General features: G+C 65.9%; 20 protein-coding genes. 8 read left to right on the plus strand and 12 right to left on the minus strand.

Annotation, left to right across the window (positions count from 1 at the left end; genetic code table 11):
* Positions 1-3: 3 nt before the first annotated feature.
* From ATB98_RS05200 to ATB98_RS05225, 6 genes are read right to left on the minus strand one after another with little or no spacing between them, the layout of a single operon-like run.
* Positions 4-759 (minus strand): ABC transporter ATP-binding protein, encoded by a 756-nt coding sequence (locus tag ATB98_RS05200; protein WP_066870047.1) that lies wholly within the window; start codon positions 757-759, stop codon positions 4-6.
* Positions 756-1,589: an ABC transporter ATP-binding protein gene (locus ATB98_RS05205; protein ID WP_066870051.1), complete on the minus strand. Its 834-nt coding sequence runs from the start codon at positions 1,587-1,589 to the stop codon at positions 756-758. The genes ATB98_RS05200 and ATB98_RS05205 overlap by 4 nt, the downstream gene beginning before the upstream one ends.
* Positions 1,586-2,518 (minus strand): ABC transporter permease, encoded by a 933-nt coding sequence (locus tag ATB98_RS05210; protein WP_066870054.1) that lies wholly within the window; start codon positions 2,516-2,518, stop codon positions 1,586-1,588. The genes ATB98_RS05205 and ATB98_RS05210 overlap by 4 nt, the downstream gene beginning before the upstream one ends.
* Positions 2,515-3,576, minus strand: a complete 1,062-nt coding sequence (locus tag ATB98_RS05215; RefSeq protein ID WP_066870057.1) for an ABC transporter permease — start codon at positions 3,574-3,576, stop codon at positions 2,515-2,517. The genes ATB98_RS05210 and ATB98_RS05215 overlap by 4 nt, the downstream gene beginning before the upstream one ends.
* A 23-nt stretch (positions 3,577-3,599) precedes the next feature.
* Positions 3,600-5,240 carry an ABC transporter substrate-binding protein gene (locus tag ATB98_RS05220; protein ID WP_066870060.1) on the minus strand — a complete coding sequence of 547 codons (1,641 nt, stop codon included), beginning with the start codon at positions 5,238-5,240 and terminating at the stop codon, positions 3,600-3,602.
* Positions 5,241-5,290: 50 nt separating this feature from the next.
* On the minus strand, positions 5,291-6,346 hold the full coding sequence (locus ATB98_RS05225; RefSeq protein WP_066870063.1) for a dipeptidase: 1,056 nt from the start codon (positions 6,344-6,346) through the stop codon (positions 5,291-5,293).
* 308 nt (positions 6,347-6,654) lie between these two features.
* Here ATB98_RS05225 and ATB98_RS05230 point away from each other — a divergent pair, with 308 nt between their 5' ends.
* On the plus strand, positions 6,655-7,008 hold the full coding sequence (locus ATB98_RS05230) for a hypothetical protein (protein ID WP_066870066.1): 354 nt from the start codon (positions 6,655-6,657) through the stop codon (positions 7,006-7,008).
* A gap of 140 nt (positions 7,009-7,148) precedes the next feature.
* On the opposite strand, the gene ATB98_RS05235 is transcribed toward ATB98_RS05230, so the two are convergent.
* Complete coding sequence (locus ATB98_RS05235) at positions 7,149-7,478, minus strand: SMR family transporter (RefSeq protein WP_066870069.1); 330 nt, start codon at positions 7,476-7,478, stop codon at positions 7,149-7,151.
* Between the two features lie 70 nt (positions 7,479-7,548).
* Positions 7,549-8,109, minus strand: coding sequence for a TetR/AcrR family transcriptional regulator (locus tag ATB98_RS05240; protein ID WP_066870072.1), 561 nt, complete (start codon positions 8,107-8,109; stop codon positions 7,549-7,551).
* Positions 8,110-8,311: 202 nt separating this feature from the next.
* Between ATB98_RS05240 and ATB98_RS05245 the strand changes: the two genes are divergently transcribed.
* Both ATB98_RS05245 and ATB98_RS05250 read left to right on the plus strand, forming a co-directional pair.
* Positions 8,312-8,698, plus strand: coding sequence for a globin domain-containing protein (locus ATB98_RS05245; RefSeq protein ID WP_066870075.1), 387 nt, complete (start codon positions 8,312-8,314; stop codon positions 8,696-8,698).
* 5 nt (positions 8,699-8,703) lie between these two features.
* Positions 8,704-9,066: a DUF423 domain-containing protein gene (locus ATB98_RS05250; RefSeq protein ID WP_066870078.1), complete on the plus strand. Its 363-nt coding sequence runs from the start codon at positions 8,704-8,706 to the stop codon at positions 9,064-9,066.
* Between the two features lie 44 nt (positions 9,067-9,110).
* Here the strand turns inward: ATB98_RS05250 and ATB98_RS05255 are convergent, their stop codons facing one another.
* From ATB98_RS05255 to ATB98_RS05270, 4 genes are all read right to left on the minus strand, one after another.
* Positions 9,111-9,386, minus strand: a complete 276-nt coding sequence (locus ATB98_RS05255) for a hypothetical protein (RefSeq protein ID WP_066870081.1) — start codon at positions 9,384-9,386, stop codon at positions 9,111-9,113.
* A 58-nt stretch (positions 9,387-9,444) separates the two neighbouring features.
* The gene (locus ATB98_RS05260) at positions 9,445-9,861 is read right to left on the minus strand and encodes a DUF2325 domain-containing protein (protein ID WP_066870084.1); all 417 of its coding nucleotides are present in this window, start codon (positions 9,859-9,861) and stop codon (positions 9,445-9,447) included.
* Between the two features lie 203 nt (positions 9,862-10,064).
* Positions 10,065-10,991: an energy transducer TonB family protein gene (locus ATB98_RS05265; RefSeq protein WP_066870251.1), complete on the minus strand. Its 927-nt coding sequence runs from the start codon at positions 10,989-10,991 to the stop codon at positions 10,065-10,067.
* Positions 10,992-11,034: 43 nt separating this feature from the next.
* Complete coding sequence (locus ATB98_RS05270) at positions 11,035-11,466, minus strand: hypothetical protein (RefSeq protein ID WP_066870087.1); 432 nt, start codon at positions 11,464-11,466, stop codon at positions 11,035-11,037.
* A gap of 191 nt (positions 11,467-11,657) precedes the next feature.
* Here ATB98_RS05270 and hemP point away from each other — a divergent pair, with 191 nt between their 5' ends.
* The 5 genes from hemP to ATB98_RS05295 are packed head-to-tail and all read left to right on the plus strand — an operon-like array spanning position 11,658 to position 15,794.
* Entirely contained in the window at positions 11,658-11,840 is a 183-nt protein-coding gene (gene hemP / locus ATB98_RS05275; protein ID WP_066870254.1) for a hemin uptake protein HemP, read from the plus strand.
* A 10-nt stretch (positions 11,841-11,850) separates the two neighbouring features.
* Positions 11,851-12,912, plus strand: a complete 1,062-nt coding sequence (locus ATB98_RS05280) for a hemin-degrading factor (RefSeq protein ID WP_066870257.1) — start codon at positions 11,851-11,853, stop codon at positions 12,910-12,912.
* Between the two features lie 38 nt (positions 12,913-12,950).
* Complete coding sequence (locus ATB98_RS05285) at positions 12,951-13,898, plus strand: heme/hemin ABC transporter substrate-binding protein (RefSeq protein WP_084435312.1); 948 nt, start codon at positions 12,951-12,953, stop codon at positions 13,896-13,898.
* Positions 13,885-15,000 (plus strand): FecCD family ABC transporter permease, encoded by a 1,116-nt coding sequence (locus ATB98_RS05290; protein ID WP_066870093.1) that lies wholly within the window; start codon positions 13,885-13,887, stop codon positions 14,998-15,000. The genes ATB98_RS05285 and ATB98_RS05290 overlap by 14 nt, the downstream gene beginning before the upstream one ends.
* A gap of 8 nt (positions 15,001-15,008) precedes the next feature.
* Positions 15,009-15,794, plus strand: coding sequence for a heme ABC transporter ATP-binding protein (locus ATB98_RS05295; protein ID WP_066870094.1), 786 nt, complete (start codon positions 15,009-15,011; stop codon positions 15,792-15,794).
* Positions 15,795-15,840: the final 46 nt, after the last annotated feature.

Consider the following 15,840-nt stretch of genomic DNA (forward strand, 5'->3'; position numbering starts at 1 on the left):
TGGCTATGCCGTCTCCCGCCGAAAGCCTTTGCTCGCCACCATCAGGTTGCGCGTATAATCCTCGCCGATCCGGCCCGCGACAAGATCCGCTGAGGTCAGTCGCTCCACGACCCTTCCGCCCTGCATCACTGCCAGCCGGTCGCACATATGCGTGACGACGCCGAGATCGTGGCTGACCATGATGAAGGTGAGCTCATGGGCGCGGCGCACTTCTTCCAGGAGGTTCAGCACCTCCGCCTGCACCGAGGCGTCGAGCGCCGAGGTCGGCTCGTCGAGGAGCAGGATCGACGGTTCGAGGATGAGGGCGCGCGCGATCGCGATGCGCTGGCGCTGGCCGCCGGAAAGCTGGTGCGGGTAGCGGAAGCGGAAACCGGAGCTTAGGCCCACCTCGTCCAGCGCCTTCAGGATGCGGCGCTCGCCGTCATCGATGCCGTGGATTGCCAGCGGTTCCATCAGTTGCCGGTCGACGGTCTGGCGCGGGTGGAGCGAGCCGTAGGGGTCCTGGAACACCATCTGCACCGAGCGATAGAAGGCCTTGTCGCGCCGCGTCCCTTGCAACTTTCGCCCCTCGACGCGGATCGAGCCTTCGCTGGCGGGCGCAAGACCGGCGATCGCGCGCAGCAGGGTCGATTTGCCCGAACCGGACTCGCCGACGAGACCGAAGGATTCCCCCTTGGCGATCTCGACGCTCACCCGATCGAGCGCCCGGAAGTCGTCGAAGACGACGCTGAGATTGTCGACGGAAACGGCCTCGGTCACAGCGCCCACTCCGGTTTGCGGTCGAGCACCGGCAAGGGATGGCGATCGGCGCCGATCACCGGCATGCAGTTCATGAGGCCGCGCGTATAGGGATGCTTCGCATTCATGAGGTCCGAGGCGGCGATCTCCTCGACGATCTTGCCCGCATACATGACGAGCACCCGGTCGCAGAAGGACGAGACGAGCCTCAGATCGTGCGAGATGAAGATCAGCCCCATGCCACGTTCGGCGACCAGCTTGTCGAGGATCGACAGCACTTCGAGTTGCACCGTCACGTCGAGCGCCGAGGTCGGCTCGTCGGCGATCAGCAGTTCCGGCCCGGCAATGAGCATCATGGCGATCATCGCCCGCTGCCCCATGCCGCCCGAAACCTCGTGCGGATAGAGGTCGAAGACGCGGGCCGGGTCACGGATCTGCACCGCCGCCAGCATGTCGAGCGCCCGCTCGCGCGCCTCCGCCCGGCCGACCTTCTCATGCTGCTTCAGCGTCTCGACGATCTGCCGGCCGATGCTCATCACCGGGTTCAGCGAATATTTCGGGTCCTGCAGGATCATGGCGATGCGCTTGCCGCGGAGATCCCGCCGCACTTTCGGCGAGGCCGAGAGAAGGTCGATGCCGCCGAAGGCGAGCGTCCGCGCGCTCACCTCGGCATGCGGGGGCGTCAGCCCCATGATCGCCCTGCCCGTCTGCGACTTGCCGGAGCCGCTTTCGCCGACGATGCCGAGGCGCTCGCGCCCGAGCGTGAAGGAAACGCCGCGCACCGCCTCGATGACGCCGGTGCGCGTCGGGAACCGGACGCGCAGGTCTTCGACGGTCAGGAGCGCGCTCATTGACCGCTCTCCCGCGGGTCGAGCGCATCGCGCAGGCCGTCGCCGAGCAGGTTGAAGCCGAGGCTGACGATGAGGATCGCGATGCCGGGCATCGTCGCGACCCACCATTGGTCGAGGATGAACCGGCGGCCGGAGGCGATCATCGCGCCCCATTCGGGAAGCGGCGGCTGCGCGCCGAGCCCGAGGAAGCCAAGACCCGCCGCCGTCAGGATGATGCCGGCCATGTCGAGGGTGACGCGCACGATCAGCGACGACAGGCACATCGGCATGACGTGACGAAAGACGATGCGCAACGGCGAGGCGCCCATCAGCCGCACGGCGGCGATGTAGTCGGAATTGCGCACCGTCAGCGTTTCGGCGCGGGCGATGCGCGCATAGGGCGGCCAGGAGGTGATGGCGATGGCGATGACGGCGTTTTCGATGCCGGGCCCGAGCGCCGCCACGAAGGCGAGCGCCAGGACGAGCTTCGGAAAGGCGAGGAAGATGTCGGTGATGCGCATCAGCACCGCGTCGACCCAGCCGCCGGCATAGCCGGCGACGGCGCCGACGATCAGCCCCACCGGCGCGGCGATGACCGCGACGAGAACGACGATGACGAGCGTCAGCCGCGAGCCGTGGATGAGCCGCGACAGGATATCCCGCCCCTGGTCGTCGGTGCCGAGCAGATAGCCGCCGCTACCCGGGGGCAGAAGCCGTGCGCCGGCGAGATCGCCGGCGAAGGGCGAGTGCGGCGCAAGCACATCGGCGAAAATGGCGACGAGAACGAGCGCCAGCAGGATGGCGAGGCCGAAAACGGCGAGGCGGTTCGCCGAGAACCGCCGCCAGGTCATGTAGGCTCGGCCGAGGCGGGCCTGGAGCCGCGACTGCGGGCGGTCGGAAAGCAGCCACTCGCGGCGCGTCATCGGGCGTGTTTCGCTGGCGAGGCTCATCGGGCGCGCGTCCTCGGGTCGAGCGTCCGGTAGAGAAGGTCGGACAGGAGATTGATGCCGATGAACACCGATCCGATGACGATCGTGCCGCCGAGAACGGCGTTCATGTCGGCGTTCTGCAGCGAATTGGTGATGTAGAGGCCGAGGCCCGGCCAGGCGAAGACCGTCTCGGTCAAGACCGAGCCTTCGAGCAGCCCGGCATAGGAAAGCGCGATCACCGTGACGAGCGGCACCGCGGCGTTGCGCAGCGCATGTCCCCAGACGATCCGCGCCTCGGAAAGCCCCTTGGCGCGTGCGGCGACGATATATTCCTGCTGCAGCTCGTTCAGCATGAAGCTGCGGGTCATGCGGCTGATATAGGCGAGCGAGAAATAGCCGAGCAGCGAGGCCGGCAGGATGATGTGCCGGAAGACATCGCGGAAGGCGTCCCACTGCCCCTGCCACAGCGCATCGACAAGGTAGAAGCCCGTGATCGGCGTGAACGTGTATTCGTAGACGATGTCGATGCGGCCGGGATAGGCGACCCATCGCAGCCGCGCATAGAAGACGAGGAGTGCGAGCAGCGCCAGCCAGAAGATCGGCACGGAATAGCCGACGAGGCCGATGACCCGGACGACCTGGTCGGCGATGCTGCCGCGCTTGACGGCGGCAAGCACCCCGAGCGGCACGCCGATGAAGGCACCGATCAGCGTGCCGACCGTCGCGAGCTCGATGGTCGCGGGGAAGACGCGGCGGATGTCCGTCATCACCGGGTTCGTCGTCAGCACGGACGTGCCGAAATCGCCGGAGATCGCCTGCCGGCAATAGATGAGGAACTGCTGGTAAAGGGGCAGGTTGAGCCCCATCGCCTCGCGCGTCCGCTCGACGACATGCTGCGGCGCCCGGTCGCCGAGAACGGCGAGCACCGGATCGATCGGGATCACCCGGCCGATGAAGAAGGTGACGGCGAGAAGCCCGAGATAGGTGGTCGCCACGACGATGATGAACTGCAGCGCCGCGGCAACTGCCTTGCGGGAACGGGCGCGCCGGCGCCCGCTCGTTCGCACTGTTTCGATCATGCTCAAGGAAGAGGCCCTTTCGACTATTCCTTGGAGACGTTCCAGACATAGTTGGTGTCGAAGCTCGGCCCGAGCTTGAAGCCCTTCAGTTTGCCGCTAAGACCGGCGACCTCGATCTGCTGGAAGATGATGACGAAGGGGCTATTCTCGAGGACGCTCCTCTGCAACTCCTCGTAGATCTCGGCACGCTTGGCGCTGTCGCGTTCGAGAAGCGCGTCCTTGGTCTTCTTGCTCAGTTCCGGAACGTCCCAGGCATTGCGCCAGGCGAGCGTCTTGTTGGTGCCCTCGTCGGAATTGTCCGGATTGTTGGTGAAGGTGTCGGCATTCGAGTGCGGATCGAAATAATCCATGCCCCACTGACCGATGTACATATCGTGGTTGCGGGCGCGATACTTCGTCAGCGTCTGCTTGCCGTCGCCCGGGATGATCTCGAGCTTCACACCGGCCTGTGCCAGCGTCTGCTGGAAGGATTCGGCCACCCCGGTGACCGGCTGGGTGTTGCGCACGTCCATCGTCACCGTGAACCCGTCCGGATAGCCGGCCTTCGCCAGCAGTTCCTTCGCCTTGGCGACGTCGAACTTGTAGGGGTTCTCGTCGAGGGCGCCGAGGACGCCCTTCGGCAGGAAGCTCTGGTGGATCTCGCCGATGCCCTTGATCAGCGTCGCGCCGATCGCGTCGTAGTCGACCAGATACTTGAAGGCCTGCTGCACCTCGGGCTTGGCCAGCTTCTCGTTCTTCTGGTTGAGGCTGATGTAGTAGACCGTTCCCTTGGGCGCGCTCGTCGTCGCCAGATCGGCATTCTTGCCGACGGCCTCGTAGTCGCCCGGCTCGAGATTGCGCGCCACATCGATATCGCCGGCCTCGAGGGCCAGCCGCTGGCCGGAGCTCTCCTTCATGTGGCGGTAGATGACGCGGGCGAGCTTCGCCGGCTCACCGTAATAATTGTCGTTGCGTTCCAGCACGACGACCTCGTTCGCGCGCCACTCCCGCAGCTTGAAGGGGCCGGAGCCGGCATAGCCGGTCTTCAGCCACTCGTTGCCGAAGTCGTTGTCGTACTTGTATTCGTTGCTCGGCGTCACGGGCTTGACGTGTTCGAGCACGAGCTTCTTGTCGACGACGGAAGCGACCGTCGCGGTCAGGCAGTTCAGGACGAAGCTCGGCGCATAGGGCTGGTCGACGGTGAAGACGAAGGTCTGCTCGTCGGCCGCCTTGGCCTTCTCGGTGACGTTGTCGCCATTGAGGCCGAACTGCGTGAGGATGAAGGCCGGGCTCTTGTCGAGCTTGACGGCCCGTTCGAAGGAATAGGCCACGTCCTCGGCGGTGATCGGATTGCCGGAGGCGAACTTCATGCCCTGTTTCAGCTTGAACGTATAGGTGAGGCCGTCGTCGGAAACCGTCCAGCTTTCGGCGAGGTCGCCGACCACCTTGGACGTGTCGTTGAGATCGAGGCGGACGAGCAGGCTGTAGGTGTTGCTGGTCATTTCCGCGGTCGAAAGCTCGAAGGCCTCGCCCGGGTCCATGGTGATGATGTCGTCGAAAGCGAAGCCCTCGACCAGCGTGTCTTGCGGTGTTTCGGCGAAGGCCGGCTGCGCCGCGCCCATCGCCAGCGCGAGCGCCGCAGTCGCGGTCAGAAGTCGAAGGCGTCCATTGAGCTTATGCATCATTTTGCGCTTCCCTCTTTTTATCGGCCCTTTGCGGGCCCTTCTTCATGGGATCAGGCAGGCTCGTGCCACGCTTGTCCCAGAATTCTAAGCCAGTTCTCGCGGCAAATCTTTTTCAGCTCGCGGTCACCATATCCGGCGGCCCTCAGCGCGGCAACGAGCTTCTGATTCCCCGCCGCGTCAGCGATTTCTCCAGGGATCGTCGCGCCGTCGAAGTCCGACCCGAGCGCGACGCAGTCGACGCCCATGCGCTCGACCATATAGTCGACATGCCGCACCATGTCGGACAGCGGTGTCGCGGCATTTTCCTGCCCGTCGGCGCGCAGCATGGTGGTGGCATAGTTCAGGCCGACGAGGCCGCGGCTCTCGCGGATGGCATCGAGCTGCCTGTCGGTCAGGTTGCGCGCGACCGGCGTCAGCGCGTGAACATTGGAATGGCTGGTGACGAGCGGCTGATCCGTCGCCTTCGCCACGTCCCAAAAGCCCTGCTCGGTCATGTGGGCGAGGTCGATCAGGATGCCGAGGCGGTTGCAGGCGCGCACGAGCTCGACGCCGGCTTCGGTCAGTCCCGGGCCCGTATCGGGCGAACTCGGATAGGCGAAGGGGACGCCGTGGCCGAAGACATTGTGACGGCTCCAGACCGGGCCGAGCGAGCGAAGTCCGGCAGCGTAGAAGGTCTCGAGCGCCGCAAGATCGGGCCCGATCGCCTCGCAGCCCTCCATGTGCAGAACCGCCGCGAACACCTCGTCCTTGATCGCCTCGCGGATTTCGCCCGTCGAGCGGCAGAGCCGCCACGCACCGGCCCGGTCGAGCCGAATGGCGATATCGGCAAGCTCCATCGCGGTCGCGAGCGACGGCAGATGGTCGAGGGGCGCGGCGAGCGGCGTCGAATAGTGGCCGTTCTCATCCGGCATCTTCAGCACCAGGTCGCCCGACGGGACGTAGATCGCCGAGAGACCGCCGACGAGACCGCCGGCCCTGGCGCGCGGCGCATCGATATGGCCCTTGTCGGTGCCGTCCATGAATTCGATGACCGGATCGCTGCCGCCGCGTGCGCGCTGCCAAAGGCGCAAAAGCACGTCGTTATGGCCGTCGAAAACCGCCTGCATACCAGATTTCCTTCGTTATTTCAGGGAGATCGGATGGAACACCGCCACGCCGCGTCCGGGAAGGACAAGGGATGATGCTAGTAAAACGGTTCGCGTATTTCAATGAATATCGGGAGGTCTCCCCGGTGGGGCTGTGGCGAAAAATTGCGGGAAACTTCAACCAACTCCTCAGACACCACCCGCAAACACACGCTTGAGATGTGCAGGCGCGGGAGAATCTGCCATTTCTTCCATGAGGCAGCGGCAGGCGATCGTCCCCGCCGCATGTCGCTCAACCGGATCGGCCTTCGCAGCGCGAGGAGGACTCTATGAACAGCAGCCTGGAACCTGAAAACGAGCCATTGGTCGAAATGCTGTTTCGCAACGGTACCCTCACCGTCGTCGGCATAGTGCTGTCGTTCTCCCTCGGCTTCGTGTCACACTGGGCGGCAAATCCCTTGCCCTGGGAGATGGTCGACCTTCCGACGATCCTCCTTCTCGCCGGCGGCATCGCCTGCCAGGTCAATGCCCTGCGCCTCCTGATCGAACCCGACTCGCTCCGGCAACGCGTATACGACCGCGCCAAGAAGTCCTTTCTTCGTGGCCTGGTCGCCGTCAGCACGGCTGTCGTGCTCGCGGTCCTGGTCGACTTCCTGCAAATTGCGAAACTGCCGCTGCTTTAGAGCATTTCGCAGTCAGGTGGAATCACCTGACGTCGCGCAAATGCGGCAAAAACAAACAGGTAGAACGGCGGCGCCAGCGCATGTGAGCGCATCCCGCTCCGGGGGGCGGTTGTCCCCGCAGATTCTCGTTGGACGGTCGGTCAGTGAAATGTCGACTTCGAAAAGAGATTGAGGACCAGCACCCCGGCGATGATCAGCCCCAGGCCGAGGATTGCCGGCAGGTCGAGTTTCTGGCCGAAGGTCACGTAGCCGACGGCCGAGATCAGCACGATGCCGAGGCCGCTCCACAAGGCATAGGCGATGCCGACCGGGATGTAGCGGAGCGTATAGGAGAGGAAGAAGAAGGCGACCGCGTAGCAGACGACCATCAGCGCCGTGGGCATGAGCCGCGTGAAATGCTGCGCCGCCTGCATGGCCGAGGTGCCGAGCACTTCGAAGACGATGGCAATCACCAGAACTGTGTAAAGCATGGCGGGATTCACGGGGACGCCTCCGATGGTCCAAAAAAATCATTGAACTGACCTGCCTCGCGCCCCCGCGCTAAGCCAGGGACAAGGCCTTGAGCTTCTCGAGCATGGCCGCCCGCGTCGACGCATCGAGCTCGTGGCTGCGGATCAGATCGGCAAGCCACACGCCGTCGGCGGCGAAGCGGGCAAGCAGGCAATCGGGCGAACTGTCGGTCGTCGCGAACTCCGCCGCCCGTCGCGCCACCCACGCGCGCCAGCGGGCCTTGAGATGCGGCTCGGCGATCAGCGCGATCGTCAGAGCCTGCCAGCCCTGCCCCTCAGCCCCCTGGTCGAGCGCAAAGCAGACCGTGAGATAGGCTCGCGTAAATCGACCCTTCTCGACCTTGTCGGCCGCCATCGCCTCCTCGATCGCCCGGTCGAAGCGGGCCACCAGCTCGTCGAACAGGCCATCGAGCAGGGCGAGCTTGTTCGGAAAGTGATGCAGGAGCCCGCCCTTGCTGACGCCGGCGGCCTGTGACACCGCGTCGAGCGTCAGGGCCGCGATCCCCTGCTCCAGCGACAGCCGCGCGGCGACCTCCAGCAATTGGCTGCGGACCCGCTCCGGCTGCTTCTTTCTATGATAGGCGCTCGACATGGCTCATTAAAGATACCGTCTGGACGGTTTGTCAAGTCGTCAGGCACCTGCCGCGATGAAACGTCGCAAGCGGCCGGCATGCCAGGCGACCGGCCTCTGTTGTCCGGCCCCGTCGGGCGCTGTACGAACAGAAAGATCGAGCGGGATCGGGAGGCGTGCGCGTCTCTCCCTGATCCCGCTCTCCAACTGACGAGTATCGATCATGACGGAAACGACGACGCTCTATGAAGCGATCGGCGGCGACGCCACCGTCCGCCTGCTGACGCGACGGTTCTACGAACACATGGACACGCTCCCGGAAGCCGCCCGCTGCCGGGCCGTTCATCCGCCGGATCTCACCGGCAGCGAGGAGAAGCTCTACGAATATCTGACCGGCTGGCTTGGCGGACCGCCAATCTATGTGGAAAAGCGCGGCCAACCGATGTTGCGCCGGCGGCACTTCATCGCCGAGATCGGCCCCGCCGAACGCGACGAGTGGCTGCTCTGCTTCACCCGCGCACTCGAAGAGACGGTCTCCCATCAGGAGCTCAGGGAGATCATCCTCGAGCCGATCACCCGTCTCGCCTTTCACATGCAGAACAAGGAATAGCGTCGATGCCGACGAGCGGATTGCGCGCAAGCGTTCTTTTTGTTGCCGGTCTGATGGGCCTGTTCGGGGTCGCAAGCGCTGCGGCCGCGTCGCACGGGGCGGATCCGAGGCTCATCGGCGGCGCCTCCGCAATGTGCCTCGCGCACGCGCCGGCGCTCGTGGCGCTCCATGCCGGCTGGGCGCATTTTCGCACCGCCGGGGTTGCCGCCCTGCTGATCGCGGCGGGCACCGCGCTCTTCGCTGCGGACCTCACCATGCGCCATTTCGCCGGCCACGGCCTCTTCCCGATGTCGGCCCCCCTTGGCGGACTGACGATGATGTCCGGCTGGCTGGCGGTGGCGCTCGGGGCTTTTCTGCCTCGGCGGTAGCCGGGGACGGTCGCGCCTAGCGCAACTACCCCTCTTTCGGCGCGCTACTTCTCCAGCGCTTTCTTGCCCTGGGCCAATTCCGTGCTTACGCGCGGGAACGGCAGGATCACGCCGCCATTCGGCGAGGGAAGGCCGAGCGGGTCTCGCGCCGGCGGGCGCGTCTGCCAGTCGGGAAAGGCGGTGATGTTGGCATTCTCCTCGATCATCCGGGCGCGGCGCGTCAGGAGCTCGTAGAGTTCGGGCACCAGCCCGTCACCGAGCTCGGCGGCGAGCTTGTGCAGGCCGATCATCATCATCCGGTCGGGACGTTCATCATCCATCTGAAGACTCCAGGCGGTCGGGGCCGAGACAACGCCCCAACGCCTCTTTCTCGAAGGTTTATCCGTCACGGCCGTCGTCGGCGGTCAGGTCCTGCAGCGCCCGCTCGAGGCTCGACTTCGAGCCGTTGCGCAGCGGCACGAAGGCCTTGCCCCACTTCTTGCAGCCGGTCTTGACGCGAAGACACGCATCGTGGCTGATGCAATCGATCGGGCAGAAGACGCAGTCGACAGAGGGCAGGACCCGGTCGATGCGCGACACTGCCTCGCGCAGGCCGCCATCGTGATGGATGAGCTCCGCGCCGAAGGCGCTGGCGATCTCACGCAAATGGGCGACCTGGCAGTCGCGACCGCCGACATAGAGGAAGCTGCGGCCCTCGAGCGTCGTCTTCGCCTGGCCGGCGGGCGCCGCGCCCGCTTCTTCCCTCGCCTTGCCCTTGCCGCCCTTGCCTGCATTCTGGTGCCGCTTGCCGCGCATCCGTCTTCTCTCCGTCTTGTTTCGGCGATGGGGCGCTGCCGCCGATCGCCATCGGAATTGGGTCTGGGACGCACACCGATCGGTTGCGTGCGACGGCAACCTAGTAAACTTGATAATCAGAGTAAAGTATAAAACATGAGTTCAACAGTCATATTAATTGGGAGAGCTGCGATGGGTGAAGGCAGTAGGCCCGGGCGAGCGGCTCAACGCCTGAAATCGAGCGGAATGTCGAAAACCCAACTGTTTCTCCCGGCCGACTCCGGGATAGGTGGAAAGGGTGCGGCGCGGCGCACGGCATCGAGGGCCGCCTCGTCCAGGATCGGCGAGCCGGCACTTTTCGTCAGGCTGACGCTCACCAGACCACCGTCGGAACTGACGGTGAAGCGCACATGCGCAACCCCGCGCAGGCCCTGGCGCCTCGCTTCGGCCGGATAACGCCTGGCACGACTGAGCTTGCGCCGGACCTTGCCCTTGTAGTTGTCAACGGCCGCGTTGCCCGCTTCCCGGGCGGCGCTGGCCTTTGCGCCCGTGGCCGCGCTCGCCGCCGCCTTCTCCGCGCCGTCCGTCTGGCCCTTCTTCTGCGTGCTCGCCTGCTTGCCGCCGTCGCCAGCCTTCTTGCGGACGACTTTCTTCTTCCTTGCCGGCTCCTTCTTCGGCTCCGGCTTCTCGGCCTCGGGTTTCTCGACCTTGGGCTTCTCGATCTTTTCCGGTTCCGGCTTCTCTTCCGGGACGACGGTCTCGACCGGGGGGACGCGGGCGGTGACCGGCGCTTCGGCAAGCGGGACCGGCATTACCTCTGCGGGAAGAATGACGTCCGCCTCGGTCGGCATCATGTCGGACGGCTGCGTTGCGGCGACGTCGCTCGTCGCCGGCTCGACGTCCCCGGTTTCCACCGGCTGGATCTCGGTCGGCCTCAGTTCCTCCGGTGTCACTTCCGTAGGCTCGATGACGTCGGAAGGGTTGCCCGCCTGCAACGTGTCCTCGAAGGCATTGCCAAGCAGCGTCACTTCCGTTGCGGCGCTGCCGGCAAGCTCCGCCTCCTCCTCGTTGGGCGCGAACAGCATCGCGCCGCTCGCGTGCGCCAGCAGCGAAAGTCCGATCGCCGCCGCCCATTTAACGATGTGCTTCATCATGCCTTGCCTTCCGCCGGCGGACGCGATCGGCCGAGCGGCCTCAGCCCTTCAGTTCCACGGCCGACCGGGAGCCGGTCCTGAGACCCTTCATGCAGGCGCCCCTGTCGATGCCGTCACCGTCACAGGCCGGCGCATCGTTGATCAGCAGGCTCTTCACCGCCTCGCATTTCGTCCCCGGCAGGTCGAACTGCCGAACCTTCGTCTTGCCGGCCGGCAAGTCGCGAAAATCGAGCACGGCCATGCGCTCGACCAGCCCCTGCTGGTCGAAGAGGACGAATTCGAACGACACTTTTGAAAGCGACCGGGCAAGCGCGCTGCCGGCGACGAAGGTCAGCTTGCAGCCCTTTTCGGACGGCGCGATCTCGTTGAGCTCGATCGTGAGCCCTGCCGGCGCGGCGTCCTGTGCCGCCGCCGCTCCGGCCGTCGAGAGAACCGCGATCGCGGCCGGAAAAGCAAAACGGAAAGATATCATCGTAACACCACTGACTGCCCGCGCCGCCGATCCACCCGTCACCGTGCGGTTCCGACCCATTAACTTGACTGCAATTATCCGGTATTGCGTCCTTAAAAAAATATGAGTAGGAAAGTCAAGATACTAAATGAAATGGGCGGGAGTTGATGCGGGGAAACACCGCATTGCGACTCGCGAACTGGCCGAAACCCGTGACACCGAACGACACCGAGACGCAGCGATCCCCGCAAACCGTACCCCCGGTCGGTCGAACGCAGCGGATCGTCGAGAGCCGCGATCTTTTCCGCGGCGACAACGAAATCCTCATTTCCCACGACGGTGCGATCTACCGGATGAAGATCACCCGCCAGGGCAAACTGATTCTGAACAAATAGCGAGCCGATGATGACCGAGAGCATGCGCCCTACTCCATCCGAAATCCGCGCCTACCGCGCCGCCAATCCGAAGCTGCGCGAGCGTGACGTCGCGGCCCAGCTCGGCATTTCGGAGGCCGCTCTCGTCGCCGCCGAATGCGGCCTCGGCGCGATCCGCATCGACGCCGACGCCGGTCGCTTCCTCGAGCGCGTGGAGGAGTTGGGCGAAGTGCTCGCCCTCACCCGCAACGACAGCGCCGTTCACGAGAAGATCGGCGTCTACGAAAACGTCAAGCAGGGGCACGCGGCGGCCCTGGTGCTCGGCTCCGAGATCGACCTGCGCATCTTCCCCGGCGCCTGGGCGCACGGCTTCGCCGTGACCAGGACCGATGCCAAGGGAGAGGTCCGCCGCAGCCTGCAGTTCTTCGACAAGTGGGGCCACGCCGTTCACAAGCTCCACCTGCGCCCGGCCTCCAATCTCGCGGCCTTCGACCGGATCGTCGAGGATTTCCGCTTGGATGAGCAGTCGCAGGAATTTGCTGCCGATACGAGCCTTCCGCCCGGCGACGACGTGCCTGAAGCCGCCCTCGATGCCGCGGAGCTGCGCGATCGCTGGACGAAGCTGACCGACACCCATCAGTTCCCCGGCATGCTGCGCAAGCTGAAGATCGGTCGTCGTCAGGCCTTGCACACGGTCGGCGACGATTTCGCGTGGCGGCTCGATACCGCCGGCGTCGAGATGATGATGCGACGGGCGGCCGGAACCGCCCTGCCGATCATGTGCTTCGTCGGCAATCGCGGCGTCATCCAAATTCACTCCGGCCCCGTCGTCAACATCGGCACCATGGGGCCGTGGCTCAACGTCATGGATTCGACCTTCCACCTGCACCTGCGCACCGACCGCATCGCCGAGCTCTGGGCGGTGCGCAAGCCGACGGCGGACGGGCACGTCACCTCGCTCGAGGCACTCGACGCCCGGGGCGAGATGATCATCCAGTTCTTCGGCAAGCGTAAGGAAGGCTCTTCCGAAAGGGCCGAATGGCGGAACCTCGCCGAGAACCTTCCGCGGCTGAGCACGATTGTCGCCGCCTGATCGGCACCTCGACACGCTTAGCTGGAGAAACGCGCATGATGAACGGTTTCGACTTCCGCCGCCTTCGCCGCCGGGAACTGGCGCTTGCGGCCTTCGCCCTTTCGGCGCCCTTCGTCCTGCCCGCAGTCGCGCCAGGAGCCCCGTCGCTCCTGCGCCCTGCCATGGCCCAGACCGTGGAGCAGCCGGACACGTCGCGACTGGTCGCGATCGGCGGCGCGGTCACCGAGATCGTCTACGCGCTCGGTGAGGAGAAAAGGCTCGTCGGCCGCGACTCCACCAGCACCTATCCGGAGGCAGCGAAGGAGCTGCCCGACGTCGGTTACATGCGGCGACTGGCGCCGGAGGGCATCATCGCCGTCAACCCGACGGCGATCGTGGCGCTCGAAGGCAGCGGCCCGCCGGAGGCGCTTGCCGTGCTGAAGGAGGCGAACATTCCTTTCTCCAGCATCGCCGAAACCTATGACCGGGCCGGCATACTCGCCAAGATCCGCGCGGTCGGGGCTTTCCTCGGTGTGAAGGACAAGGCCGAAGCCCTGGCCCGGACGGTGGAGAAGGACCTCGACGCAGCGCTTGCCGACAGCGCCGGCCGTCCCGAACGCGACCGCAAGCGCGTCCTCTTCGTCCTCAGCATCGAGGGCGGCAAGATCATGGCCGCGGGCACCGGCACGGCGGCAAGCGGCGTCATCGAACTCGCCGGCGCGATCAATGCCGCCGGCACCTTTCCGGGCTACCGGGCGCTGACGGAGGAGGCGATCGTCGAGGCGAGGCCCGACGTGGTCCTGATGATGGATCGCGGCGGCGGCCACGCGGCAGGCCCGGACGAACTCTTCGCCCTTCCGGCGCTGAGCCTGACGCCGGCGGCGAAGAGCAAGGCGCTGATCCGCATGGACGGGCTGCACCTGCTCGGCTTCGGTCCGCGCACGGCAAGCGCGATCCGCGAACTGAACGCGGCGATCTATGGGAAGACGACCAATGCCTCGCAGTGACGCGATGGACGGCGCCGTGCGCGCGCCCGTCTTCGCGCGGATCGCCGGCGAATGGCGGAACGGCAACCGTGCCGGCCTGGCGCGCTTGCTGCTCGGCGCCTTGGCCGTGCTTGCCGCCGCGACCTTCGCCTCCTCGATCATGACGGGCGCCGCCGATGCCTCGCTCGCCAACGTCTTCCGCTGGCTGATCGGCGAGGCGGACCAGACATTGAGCGCGCGCGACCGGATCATCATCCTCGACATCCGCCTGCCGCGCGCCGTGCTCGGCATGCTGGTGGGTGCGGCGCTCGCCGTTTCGGGCGCGGTGATGCAGGGGCTCTTCCGCAATCCGCTGGCCGATCCCGGCCTCGTCGGCGTTTCATCGGGCGCAAGCCTCGGCGCGGTGCTGCTGATCGTGCTCGGCAGCACGGTCCTCGGCCCGGTGTTTGCGCTCTTCGGATTCTATGCCGTGCCGGCCGGCGCCTTCCTCGGCGGTCTTGCCACCACGCTGCTCCTTTACCGCGTGGCGACCCGCGGCGGCCAGACTTCGGTCGCAACCATGCTGCTCGCCGGCATCGCGCTCGGCGCGCTCGCGGGTGCGGTGACCGGGGTTCTCGTCTTCATCGCCGACGACAGAGAGTTGCGCGACCTCACCTTCTGGGGTCTCGGATCGCTCGCGGGCGCCAACTGGACGAAAATCGCCGCCGCCGGACCGATCATCTTCCTGGCGCTCGCGGTCCTCCCCTTCCTGGCGCGCGGGCTCAACGCCGTGACGCTCGGCGAGGCCGCCGCCTTTCACATGGGCATCCCGGTGCAGCGGCTGAAGAACATCGCCATCTTCAGTGTCGCCGGCGCCACCGGCGCATCGGTGGCGGTCAGCGGCGGCATCGGCTTCGTCGGCATCGTGGTGCCGCACCTGCTGCGGCTCGTCATCGGCCCGGACCACCGCTACCTGCTGCCGGCCTCCGCCCTCCTCGGCGGCACCATGCTGATCTTCGCCGACATGCTCGCCCGCACCATCGTCTCCCCGGCCGAGCTGCCGATCGGCATCATCACCGCCTTTGTCGGAGCGCCGTTCTTCCTCTGGGTGCTCTTGCGCGGGCGCTCCAACATGGGGCTTTGAGCTGGCGCATGATCAGCGTATCCGACATCTCCGTCCGCCTTTCCGGCAGGCAGGTCCTCCATGGCCTCTCCTTCGATGCGATCCCCGGCGCCCTGACCGCGATTGTCGGTCCGAACGGGTCCGGCAAGACGACGACGTTGAAGGCAGTCTCCGGCGAAATTTCACCTTCGGCCGGCAGGGTCACGATCAACGGCCGCGATCTTGCGAGCCTGAAGCCCTGGGAACTGGCCTTGAAGCGCGGCGTCCTGCCGCAATCGACGGTCATCTCCTTTCCGTTCACGGTCCGTGAAATCGTGCGCCTCGGACTTTCGGCGGGCGTCGACGCCACCAGCCATGACCGCATCGCCGGCCAGGCGCTCGAGGCCGTCGACCTCGCCGGCTTCTCCGGGCGCTTCTATCACGAGCTGTCGGGCGGCGAGCAGCAGCGGGTCCAGCTTGCGCGCGTGCTCTGCCAGATCGCGGCACCCGTCGTCGACGGCGAGCCGCGTTATCTTCTGCTCGATGAACCCGTCTCCAGCCTCGACATCCGCCACCAGCTCACCATCATGGGGCTGGCGCGCCAGTTCTGCGCCGGCGGCGGCGGCGTCATCGCGGTGATGCACGATCTCAACCTGACGGCGATGTTCGCCGATGAGATCGTCATGATGAAAGCCGGCCGCATCCGCGCCCGCGGAGCGCCGAAGGACGTCCTGACCGATGCGACGATGGAAGCCGTCTTCGGCTGCCGCATGCGCGTGAACGTCGCTCCGGCAGGCGGCGTTCCCTTCGTGCTGCCGCAGTCGGCCGCGATGTGATCGCGGGACCTCGGCACCCGGCGCAAGTACAAGGCCTGCCGAAACA

Source organism: Sinorhizobium saheli (genome assembly GCF_001651875.1).
Lineage (GTDB): Bacteria > Pseudomonadota > Alphaproteobacteria > Rhizobiales > Rhizobiaceae > Sinorhizobium > Sinorhizobium saheli.